The organism is Rodentibacter trehalosifermentans, assembly GCF_002000545.1.
Lineage (GTDB): Bacteria > Pseudomonadota > Gammaproteobacteria > Enterobacterales > Pasteurellaceae > Rodentibacter > Rodentibacter trehalosifermentans.
The window spans coordinates 1-10,072 of sequence record NZ_MLHL01000073.1 but is presented as its reverse complement, the minus strand read 5'-3'; the positions used below and the strand labels follow the sequence as shown (position 1 = coordinate 10,072).

At 41.1% G+C, this 10,072-nt stretch carries 11 protein-coding genes; 8 read left to right on the top strand and 3 right to left on the bottom strand.

Annotation, left to right across the window (positions count from 1 at the left end):
• Positions 1–346 precede the first annotated feature (346 nt).
• The gene (gene recQ / locus BKK52_RS11755) at positions 347–2,203 is read right to left on the bottom strand and encodes a DNA helicase RecQ (RefSeq protein ID WP_077421700.1); all 1,857 of its coding nucleotides are present in this window, start codon (positions 2,201–2,203) and stop codon (positions 347–349) included.
• A 1-nt stretch (position 2,204) separates the two neighbouring features.
• The gene (cyaY, locus tag BKK52_RS11750) at positions 2,205–2,510 is read right to left on the bottom strand and encodes an iron donor protein CyaY (RefSeq protein ID WP_077421699.1); all 306 of its coding nucleotides are present in this window, start codon (positions 2,508–2,510) and stop codon (positions 2,205–2,207) included.
• A 95-nt stretch (positions 2,511–2,605) separates the two neighbouring features.
• On the opposite strand from cyaY, the gene lptM reads away from it, so the two are divergent.
• Together lptM and lysA are read left to right on the top strand one after the other, a co-directional pair.
• On the top strand, positions 2,606–2,722 hold the full coding sequence (lptM, locus tag BKK52_RS13955; RefSeq protein WP_143529790.1) for an LPS translocon maturation chaperone LptM: 117 nt from the start codon (positions 2,606–2,608) through the stop codon (positions 2,720–2,722).
• A gap of 15 nt (positions 2,723–2,737) precedes the next feature.
• On the top strand, positions 2,738–3,985 hold the full coding sequence (gene lysA, locus BKK52_RS11745) for a diaminopimelate decarboxylase (RefSeq protein ID WP_077421698.1): 1,248 nt from the start codon (positions 2,738–2,740) through the stop codon (positions 3,983–3,985).
• A 239-nt stretch (positions 3,986–4,224) separates the two neighbouring features.
• Here lysA and hslR read toward each other — a convergent pair whose 3' ends face one another.
• Positions 4,225–4,611, bottom strand: coding sequence for a ribosome-associated heat shock protein Hsp15 (gene hslR, locus BKK52_RS11740; protein ID WP_077416781.1), 387 nt, complete (start codon positions 4,609–4,611; stop codon positions 4,225–4,227).
• Between the two features lie 70 nt (positions 4,612–4,681).
• Here hslR and nudE point away from each other — a divergent pair, with 70 nt between their 5' ends.
• The 6 genes from nudE (at position 4,682) to zwf (ending at position 9,789) form a co-directional block, all read left to right on the top strand.
• Positions 4,682–5,242, top strand: a complete 561-nt coding sequence (nudE, locus tag BKK52_RS11735) for an ADP compounds hydrolase NudE (RefSeq protein WP_077416779.1) — start codon at positions 4,682–4,684, stop codon at positions 5,240–5,242.
• Between the two features lie 139 nt (positions 5,243–5,381).
• Entirely contained in the window at positions 5,382–6,527 is a 1,146-nt protein-coding gene (locus tag BKK52_RS11730; RefSeq protein ID WP_077478770.1) for an OPT family oligopeptide transporter, read from the top strand.
• Between the two features lie 50 nt (positions 6,528–6,577).
• A complete protein-coding gene (locus tag BKK52_RS11725; RefSeq protein WP_077478769.1) occupies positions 6,578–6,958 on the top strand; it encodes a hypothetical protein in 381 nt (126 codons plus the stop codon).
• Positions 6,959–6,977: 19 nt separating this feature from the next.
• The gene (locus tag BKK52_RS11720; RefSeq protein ID WP_077478768.1) at positions 6,978–7,388 is read left to right on the top strand and encodes a hypothetical protein; all 411 of its coding nucleotides are present in this window, start codon (positions 6,978–6,980) and stop codon (positions 7,386–7,388) included.
• A 24-nt stretch (positions 7,389–7,412) separates the two neighbouring features.
• Positions 7,413–8,237 (top strand): 3'(2'),5'-bisphosphate nucleotidase CysQ, encoded by an 825-nt coding sequence (cysQ, locus tag BKK52_RS11715; RefSeq protein WP_077478767.1) that lies wholly within the window; start codon positions 7,413–7,415, stop codon positions 8,235–8,237.
• Positions 8,238–8,304: 67 nt separating this feature from the next.
• Positions 8,305–9,789: a glucose-6-phosphate dehydrogenase gene (gene zwf, locus BKK52_RS11710; protein WP_077474188.1), complete on the top strand. Its 1,485-nt coding sequence runs from the start codon at positions 8,305–8,307 to the stop codon at positions 9,787–9,789.
• Positions 9,790–10,072: the final 283 nt, after the last annotated feature.

The following is a 10,072-nucleotide window of genomic DNA, read 5'->3' as shown; positions in this document are numbered from 1 at the left end:
TCAACCATCAACCATCAAGCAATTCCACAATCAATCCTGCTGTAGTTTTTCCTATCAACCATAAAACCTCATAGAACTATTGAATACAAAACGTAGCCTCATATAGATTTGTTCGAACAACCGAACAATCAACCTACCCACGCCATTATTTTTACCGTATAAAAAACAACCTTACTTCACAGTGAGCAAATCGGATTTTTGCTTATTTTGAAGGGATACTGAACCTGTGTCTGAATTTTAAGCCGCTGAAATTTTGGTTTTCTGTAATGGATATCCGTAAGCATTTCAGCCTTCCTTTTTGTCCAACAGTTACAACAGCGCAAAAAATACCAAAAACCGACCGCACTTATCCCCTTTTTGCTTTTTCCAATACTTCTTTGTGTGCTTTAATCAGGTTCATAAAAGGTTGGGCAAAACGCTCTAATTTAATCGATCCGACGCCGTTAATTTGTAGCATTTCAATATTGGAGGTTGGCATATATTGTGCCATTTCTTGTAAGGTCGCATCATTGAAGACGATATAAGGCGGGATATTTTCTTTATCGGCAATTTGTTTGCGTAAAAAACGCAGGCGGGCAAAGAGATCTTTATCATAGTTGATCATCGCTGTGCGTTGTGGATTATGAGCGATTTTACTGATCGCAGAAATACGAGGCATCGCAAGTTCTAGGGGGATTTCTCCTTTTAATACGGGCTTGGCATTTTCAGTAAGTTGCAATGTGGTATTAAATTCACTGATCACTTGCTGTACTAAACCAAGGTGAATGAGCTGGCGAATAACCGATTGCCAATGTTCCTTGCTTTTGTCTTTACCAATGCCATAAACACTCAATTTATCGTGTTGGCGCTCTAGAATTTTTTGATTTTGCAACCCTCGCAACACCCCTATCACATATTGTGCACCAAAACATTGCCCCACTCGGTAGATTGTGGACATCACTTTTTGGGCATCCACTAAACCGTCATATTTTTTCGGTGGATCTAAACAAATATCACAGTTATTACAAGGCGTTTGACGATGTTCGCCGAAATAATTCAGCAATACCAGACGACGGCAGGTTTGGCTTTCGGCAAATTCGCCAATGGCTTCTAATTTATGTTGTTCGATTTTACGTTGGGCTGTTTCCGGTTTTTCCAGTAAAATTTTTTGTAACCAAGCATAATCTGCGGGTTCATAAAATAACACGGCTTCCGCCGGTAAATCGTCTCGTCCTGCTCGTCCTGTTTCCTGATAGTAAGATTCAATGCTACGGGGTAAATCAAAGTGTGCAACAAAACGAACATTCGATTTATTGATTCCCATGCCGAAGGCGATGGTTGCGACGACAACTTGGATATTATCACGTTGGAAATCTTGCTGTACCTGTTCACGCTGTGTCGTTTCCATTCCGGCATGGTAAGCTACTGCAGCGATCCCTTTATTGCGTAAACTTTCTGCGATTCGTTCAACTTTATTACGGCTATTACAATAAATAATTCCGCTTTTGCCTTTTTGAGCCTGTACGAACCGGGCCAGTTGTTCCATGGGCTTAAACTTTTCTTCCAGCGTATAACGGATATTTGGACGATCAAAACTGCCGATATATTTATGTGGATTTTGAAGTTTCAGATGGGTGAGAATATCTTGCCTTGTAGTGTGATCGGCTGTGGCGGTCAGCGCCATAATGGGGGCATGAGGAAAACTGGCTTTTAATCCACCAAGTTGAGTATATTCTGGGCGAAAATCATGTCCCCATTGGGAAATACAATGTGCCTCATCAATAGCGATAAAACTGACGTGGCAATAGGAAATCAGCTGGAAAAAACGGTTTGTCATCACCTTTTCCGGTGAGATATAAAGCAGTTTAAGGCTTCCTGAAATCAGCTTACTTTGCACTTGCTGTTGCTGTTCTACTGTCTGACTGGAATTGAGAAAATCGGCTTCAATTCCGTTGGCTTGTAATTGATCCACCTGATCTTTCATTAACGAAATGAGAGGGGAAATCACAAGCGTAAGCCCCTCGAAACAAAGCGCAGGAATTTGATAACAAAGGGATTTTCCATTCCCTGTTGCCATCACCACCAGCGAATCTTGCCTGTTGAGTGCGGCATTGATGACTTCTTCCTGTCCTTTGCGGAAAGATTGATAGCCAAACACCGAATTGAGCACAGAAAGTGCGGTCGGTTTTTCCGGTGTTTTTAGACTAGGGGAAAGCGGGGACATATTAGAATTGAACGGTCTCACCGTGTGCTGCACAGGCTTGTGTTAAGCTCTCCCAAAAGGTTTTGCCGTCATTGGAAATCCATTCGCCATTTTTGAAGGAAAAATGAAACCCACCTAATTTACTGGCAAGCCAGAGTTCAAATAAAGGTTCTTGTTTGTTGACAACAATTTGTGTGCGATTGCCAAAGGTCATCGTCAATACCGCACCTTGGGTTTCACAATCCACATCAGCACCTTGCTCTTCTAATTCTTCCTCAATTTTTTGCCAAATTTGTTCAATATTTTGATGAAATTCTGCAACATTCATAAAGTTTTCCCTGTAAATCTGATAGAATGTGGCAGATTATAAAGCCTTTTTCCCCCTTGTGAAAGGCGGATTTAACGATGAGTGAGAGAGAGAAAATGAAAAAATTATTATCAGTTTTAATCTTAAGTACAGTTTGTGCGTTAGCAACCGGCTGTGGTGTGAAAGGGCCATTGTATTTTCCGGAAAAAGAGCAATCGCAACAAAATCAATAATGGGTGAGATACAAGATGAATTTTTTCCAATATCAAAATAACCAACTTTATGCGGAACAACTTCCTGTACAACAACTTGCAGAACAATTTGGTACCCCGCTTTATATCTATTCCCGAGCCACGCTGGAACGTCATTGGTATGCGTTTAATGATGCCTTAGGTTCACATCCCCATTTAATTTGTTTTGCCGTGAAATCTTGCCCTAATATTGGGATATTAAGTGTCATGGCAAAACTTGGGTCAGGCTTTGATATTGTTTCGCAAGGGGAATTAGAACGTGTCTTAGCGGCAGGTGGCGAGGCATCGAAGGTGGTGTTTTCCGGTGTGGCAAAATCTCGTGAAGAAATTAGACGTGCCTTAGAGGTAGGGATTCGTTGTTTCAATGTAGAATCGGTGTCTGAACTTCATCACATTAATCTTATTGCCGGTGAAATGGGGAAAATTGCACCGATTTCCTTGCGTGTAAACCCTGATGTGGATGCGCACACGCATCCCTATATTTCCACCGGTTTAAAAGAAAATAAATTCGGTGTCAGTGTGGATGAAGCCCGTGAAGTTTATAAGCTGGCTACAAGCCTACCGAATGTGAAGATTACAGGAATGGATTGCCATATCGGCTCACAACTTACCGAATTACAACCCTTTTTAGATGCGACAGATCGTCTTATTGTATTAATGGAACAACTCAAAAAAGATGGTATCACCCTGGCGCATTTAGATTTAGGGGGCGGTTTAGGCGTGACTTATACCAATGAAAATCCGCCACATCCTAGCGAATATGCCAAAGCGTTATTAGAAAAATTAAAAGATTACAAGGATCTTGAAATTATCCTTGAGCCGGGGCGGGCAATTACCGCTAATGCCGGTATTTTAGTGGCAAAAGTCCAGTATTTGAAAAGTAACGAAAGCCGCAATTTCGCCATTACGGATACGGGGATGAACGATATGATTCGCCCTGCCTTGTATGAAGCCTATATGAATATTGTGGAAATTGACCGCACTTTGGCTCGCCAAAAAGCGGTTTATGATGTGGTCGGCCCTGTTTGTGAAACCTCTGATTTTTTAGGCAAACAGCGTGAACTCGCCATTGCAGAAGGCGATTATATTGCACAATGCTCCGCCGGTGCTTATGGGGCGAGTATGTCTTCCAACTACAATTCCCGCCCACGCACTGCCGAAGTGCTAGTAGATGGTGATAAAGCACACTTAATCCGCCGCCGTGAAAGTTTACAAGAACTTTGGGCGTTGGAATCGGTAGTTTAATCCTCCCTTGAAAAGAAAGTGCAGTTGAAAGAAAAACACAGGGATTTTCCGGTATTATGCAGCAGTTGCACAACGTTGTTTTTTGTTATCTTGTAGGGACACACTGAGTGTGTCCGAATTTTAACCTATTGAAATAATTTGATTTTATAACGGACACACGCAGTGTGTCCCTACGTTCTGTTAAAATTTCTGTTTTTGTGCATTTGCTACATAATACTGGGATTTTCAACCGCACTTTTTTATACCTGATGTTTAAACTTCAACAAATCCCGACGTTCTTTTTTGTTTGGACGGCGTTCGGGGTGAGGCATAGAAAGTGCGTTGTTTTTTCTCGCCCATGTCATTTCTTCCCGTTTTTTCACACTTTGCTCTGTTTCACGATAAAGTAATTGTGCTTCGGGCGCGCCACGGCGTTGATCGCTTAATGCCAAGATTTCCACTTCTTTTTCTTCATTACCTTGGCGTAATTTTAAAACCGCACCCACTTCCACAATTTTACTGACTTTTGCCCGTTGTCCGTTGTAGTGGACTTTTCCCCCTTCGATCATCGCTTTGGCAAGACTGCGGGTTTTATAAAAACGGGCAGCCCATAGCCATTTATCAAGGCGAACATCTTTTTCTTCCATTTACGCTCTCTCTTTGCTCAATTTGTGATACAGTTTGCGCCCAATGGTATCACAAAATACAGGAAAACCGATGTTATCAAACATTCAAAAAAACTTACCTCAAATTCTTTCCACACGTACTGTTGCAAAATCACGTTTATTTGAAATTCAAGCGGTTGATTTGGTATTTAGCAATGGTGAAAAGCGCACCTATGAACGCTTTAAACCGGGGGCGCATCAGGCGGTGATGATGGTGCCGATTGAGGGGGATGCGCTTTTAATGATTCGAGAATATGCGGTGGGGACAGAGCGTTATGAGCTGAGTTTTCCTAAAGGGGGCGTTGATGCGGGGGAAACACCGGAGGAGGCTGCCAATCGTGAATTGAAGGAAGAAATTGGCGTTGGCGCAAAGCACATCCATTTTTTACGTACGGTCATTACTAGCCCAAGTTATATGCGTAACCCAATGCATATTTTTATTGTGCAGGATTTCTACCCTTGCAAACTTGAAGGAGACGAGCCGGAACCCTTAGAATTGGTTCGTTTTCCCTTGGCGAAATTAGATGAATTAATTGCTCATCCCGATTTCAATGAGGCAAGAAATTTGACCGCACTTTATGCGTTGAGGGATTATTTGAATAGTCTTGGATGAGGAAATATTAATAATTTTTCTAATAAATCGAGTATTTATTAAATATCTTTCAATTTAGTTAAAGAAATATTAAACAATTCTTGAATTTTTTGCTGTTTCTTGGGACAGTAAGCGCCTTTTGTTTAACTTAGGAAAAATTATGCCTCATTCAAATTTAAAAGAACTCACGTTTCGTGGGATGATTCTCGGGGCGTTAATTACGGTGATTTTTACTGCATCTAACGTCTATTTAGGCTTAAAAGTCGGGATGACTTTTGCCTCTTCCATTCCTGCCGCTGTGATTTCTATGGCAGTGTTAAAATTCTTTAAAGATTCCAGTATCTTGGAAAATAATATGGTACAAACGCAGGCTTCTGCGGCGGGGACGTTATCCTCTGTGATTTTCGTTTTACCGGGTTTATTAATGATGGGTTACTGGAATGATTTTCCATTTTGGCAAACCATGTTGATTTGTGCCGCCGGTGGCACATTAGGGGTATTGTTCACCATTCCATTACGTCGTGCGATGGTGGTGAATAGTGATTTACCTTATCCGGAAGGTGTGGCAGCGGCTGAAATTTTGAAAGCGGGTAATCACGATAAAGGCGATACCGGGGTAAAAGATATTGCCTATGGCGGGGTATTCGCCGGCGTGGTGGCCTTTTTAACCAATGGTTTACGGGTAATTGCACCGGTGTTGGAGATTTTATACCACGCCTATGGTTTTAGTGGCGCATTGCCACGGGCGGATATGGATCCGACCCAAGCGCTTTCTGCACCACAAGCCACGATTATGACAACCATCTCACAAGGGATTTTTACCAACCAATTAGAATGGACATACATTTTAACCGGTGTGGGGTTAGGGGCGGTGTTAATTGTTATTGATGCGTTCTTGAAAAAAGTGAGTAATAAAGCCTTTGCATTACCGGTATTAGCAGTAGGAATTGGTATTTATTTGCCCCCATCCATTAATACCCCGGTAGTGATTGGGGCTTTCTTAGCCTGGTTCATTAACCGCCATATTGCAAGCTATGCGGCACGCACCGGCAATCAACAAATCTCCGCTAAAGCAGAACGTTTTGGAACGCTTTTCTCCGCTGGTTTGATCGTGGGGGAAAGTCTTATGGGCGTGATTTTAGCTTTTGTGATTGCCGCTTCCGTCACCTCCGGCGGTTCTGAAGCACCACTGGCGCTAAACCTTAAAAATTGGGACCGCATCGGTGAAATATTGGGTTTAACCGTATTTATTGCCGGGATCATTATTTTTGCTTCTCGTGTATTACGTGCGAAAAAATCTGATTAATCCCTAAAATTCCTTTAAAATAGGCTATCTTTTCCGATAGCCTATTTTTTATGAAACCTTATCTTAAAGCATTAATTTTATTTCCTCTCCTTTCACAAGGATTAGCGACCGCACTTGTAGAGTTTTTGAATGCGAATGCAGATCCATATTACCAATTGCCTTTTATCCAAAATTTTCTTGTTGTTTTTATTCTCGTGGCGATTCCCGCTTTTTTGATTAGCCTGATCACCACTAAATTCCGTTATATGCGCTATAACATTGCCGCTATTGTACTATGCTCAGCATTAGTGAGTTTTTTTTATTATCTCACCATCATCTCTCTTATTGAGTTTACTATTTCATTCTGGGGAGCTTTATTGGGTACGTGCTTTATGACATTTTGCACTTTATTTATACTGCCTTGGCTTTTGCCAAAAACCAAATCATCATAAGAAATTGTAGGGAGATTTTATGAAACCTTATCTTAAAACATTAATTTTATTTCCGTTGATTTTGCAAGGATTAGCCACCGCATTATTTTGTTTTTTGGATTGGGATCTTGATGTAAGCATACCTTTTAACCACTACCTTTTCATTGCTTTTATCCTAGCAACCATTCCCGCTTTTCTGATTGCCTTGGTCGCCACTAAATATCGCTATGTACGCTATAATATCCTATCGATTGTGCTATGTTCATCATTGATCGGTTTTTTCTATTTTTATTTCATTGCTTATTTACTGGTCGTAATAAAAGAACCGGATATATCAATCTGGACATGGTTAATTAAAGATGGGCTAGTGCTGGGATTATTAAATATGTGCGGTATGGTATTTTATTCTCTCTTTGTTCTACCATTTTTATTACCCAAAACAAAATCATGATGAAAAATATTGTCGGGAGGTTTTATGTTGCCACTCAATGAACATTTACTGAATCAGGTTCTACTAATTGCTTACCAAGCCGGTAATCATCTACAACATTTTTATCAACAGCATATTGATGTACAAATTAAAGAAGATAATACACCGGTCACCGAAGCGGATCTTTTTGTCAGTCAATTTTTAACGGAAAAACTGACCGCACTTTTCCCACAAACGCCGGTGCTTTCCGAAGAAAATTGTCATATTCCTTTTGAGGAACGCCAAACGTGGAAAGAATATTGGCTCATCGATCCCCTCGATGGCACGCAACAATTTATTAATCGCACTGATCAATTTTCCGTTTTAATCACCCTTGTTCGTAAAAATAAACCTGTGCTAAGCATTATTCACGCACCGATATTATCCCTTACCTATTATGCGATGGCAGATTTTGGCGCATTTAAAAAACAAGGCGAACAGGTGAAAAAACTGGGTAAAAACACCGTGGATTTTAACCGCACTTCTTCCTTCCCAACATTACGCATTGCGGTGGGCGCCACCACTTCGCAAGAAAAAGTGCGGTCAATGTTATCAAAGGATTTTGCTTATGAGTTTGTCGTGCTGGGCTCTAGTAGTTTGAAAGGCGCATTGGTGGCTGAAGGCGAGGTGGATTGCTATGTCCGTTTAGGGCAAACCGGTGAATGGGATACGGCGGGCTCAGAAGTGTTACTCAATGAAACGAATGGACAGATTTTTGATTCACACTTTGCACCGCTCACCTATAATCAACGTGAAACCTTGATTAACCCCAATTTTGTGATGGTGGCGGATAAATCTGTCAACTGGGATTCTATCTTTCAATTTAATTGATTGGTTAGCAGGAAAAATTTCGTTAGAATAGCCCGTCATTTCACTCGGTATTTTTACAAGGATAATTATGCAAACTGAGAACAGCTGTATCGTCATTTTTGGCGCATCCGGGGATTTAACCCACCGAAAACTCATCCCGGCACTTTATAATCTCTTCAAAATCGGAAGATTAGGTGAAAATTTTTCCGTGCTTGGTGTGGCTCGTTCGGAACTTAATGATGAAACTTTCCGCACAAAAATGCGTGAAGCCTTAATCAAAAACGAAGATACCACACCTGAAATCCTTGATGAATTTTGTCATCATCTTTATTACCAAGCCGTGAATACGGCAGATGCCGCAGACTATGGAAAATTGGTTCCCCGTTTGGACGAATTACACGATAAATATCAAACTTGCGGTAATACACTCTATTATATGTCCACCCCACCAAGCCTTTATGGTGTGATTCCCGAATGTTTGGCTGCACATGGTTTGAATACAGAAGAATACGGTTGGAAGCGTATTATTGTAGAAAAGCCTTTTGGGTATGATGAAAGAACCGCACAAGTGTTGGATGTGCAAATTCACCGTTTCTTTGAAGAGCATCAAATTTATCGTATCGATCACTACCTTGGTAAAGAAACCGTTCAAAATTTACTCGTATTGCGTTTTTCTAATGGCTGGTTTGAACCGCTTTGGAACCGTAATTTTATTGATTATGTAGAAATCACTGGGGCGGAATCTATCGGTGTGGAAGAGCGTGGCGGCTATTATGATGGTTCCGGTGCTATGCGGGATATGTTCCAAAATCACTTATTGCAAGTGCTTGCAATGGTAGCAATGGAGCCGCCAGCAATCATCAATGCGGATTCTATGCGTGATGAAGTGGCAAAAGTGATGCACTGTTTACGTCCACTTACGCAAGAAGATGTTGAACATAATTTAGTGTTGGGTCAATATACTGCCGGTGAAGTGAATGGCAACATCGTGAAGGGATATTTAGAAGAAAAAGGCGTGCCGGCAGATTCACACACTGAAACCTATATGGCGTTGCGTTGTGAAATCGAAAACTGGCGTTGGGCGGGCGTGCCTTTTTATGTGCGTACCGGTAAACGCTTACCTGCTCGTGTCACAGAAATTGTGATCCATTTTAAAACCACACCTCACCCGGTATTTAGCCAAAACGCCCCAGAAAACAAACTCATCATCCGTATTCAACCGGACGAAGGCATTTCTATGCGTTTCGGTTTGAAAAAACCGGGCGCAGGCTTTGAGGCAAAAGAAGTTTCGATGGATTTCCGCTATGCTGATCTTGCCGGAGCACAAGTATTGACCGCTTATGAGCGTCTATTGCTGGATGCAATGAAAGGCGATGCGACACTCTTTGCCCGTACGGATGCCGTTCATGCGGCTTGGCAATTTGTTCAACCGATTTTAGATTACAAAGCCAACGGCGGACGAATCCACGAATACGAAGCCGGCACTTGGGGACCGGTGGCAGCAGATAAACTGATTGCCCGACAAGGTAGAGTATGGCGTAAACCAAGCGGTTTGATGAAGAAAAAAATCTAGTTGATGAATTGGGTATGTGAACGCTGAGTTTTACATACCCTTTATATTTAATCGACCTAAACTTATTGTTTAATATTATATTGATTTTTTATAATTTATATTTATTTATAATAAAAAAGCGCTTCCCTTCATCTAATCAGTATTATCTTATTTCTATATTAAAAAAATATATATCATATGCATAATGGATATTATGCAACCTTATTTTTCTATAGTATTTTCCTTTTCAATCAAATTAACAAAGGAGAATAAATAATGGCTTTTTTTTCAGAACATTTTATTC

What these genes read in the sequence shown, in the direction of transcription:
- cyaY (WP_077421699.1), bottom strand. Translation starts at nt 2,510, where the DNA reads ATGAATGTTGCAGAATTTCATCAAAATATTGAACAAATTTGGCAAAAA.
- lptM (WP_143529790.1), top strand. Translation starts at nt 2,606, where the DNA reads ATGAAAAAATTATTATCAGTTTTAATCTTAAGTACAGTTTGTGCGTTA.
- BKK52_RS11730 (WP_077478770.1), top strand. Translation starts at nt 5,382, where the DNA reads ATGCCTCATTCAAATTTAAAAGAACTCACGTTTCGTGGGATGATTCTC.
- BKK52_RS11725 (WP_077478769.1), top strand. Translation starts at nt 6,578, where the DNA reads ATGAAACCTTATCTTAAAGCATTAATTTTATTTCCTCTCCTTTCACAA.
- BKK52_RS11720 (WP_077478768.1), top strand. Translation starts at nt 6,978, where the DNA reads ATGAAACCTTATCTTAAAACATTAATTTTATTTCCGTTGATTTTGCAA.
- nudE (WP_077416779.1), top strand. Translation starts at nt 4,682, where the DNA reads ATGTTATCAAACATTCAAAAAAACTTACCTCAAATTCTTTCCACACGT.
- zwf (WP_077474188.1), top strand. Translation starts at nt 8,305, where the DNA reads ATGCAAACTGAGAACAGCTGTATCGTCATTTTTGGCGCATCCGGGGAT.
- hslR (WP_077416781.1), bottom strand. Translation starts at nt 4,611, where the DNA reads ATGGAAGAAAAAGATGTTCGCCTTGATAAATGGCTATGGGCTGCCCGT.
- cysQ (WP_077478767.1), top strand. Translation starts at nt 7,413, where the DNA reads ATGTTGCCACTCAATGAACATTTACTGAATCAGGTTCTACTAATTGCT.
- recQ (WP_077421700.1), bottom strand. Translation starts at nt 2,203, where the DNA reads ATGTCCCCGCTTTCCCCTAGTCTAAAAACACCGGAAAAACCGACCGCA.
- lysA (WP_077421698.1), top strand. Translation starts at nt 2,738, where the DNA reads ATGAATTTTTTCCAATATCAAAATAACCAACTTTATGCGGAACAACTT.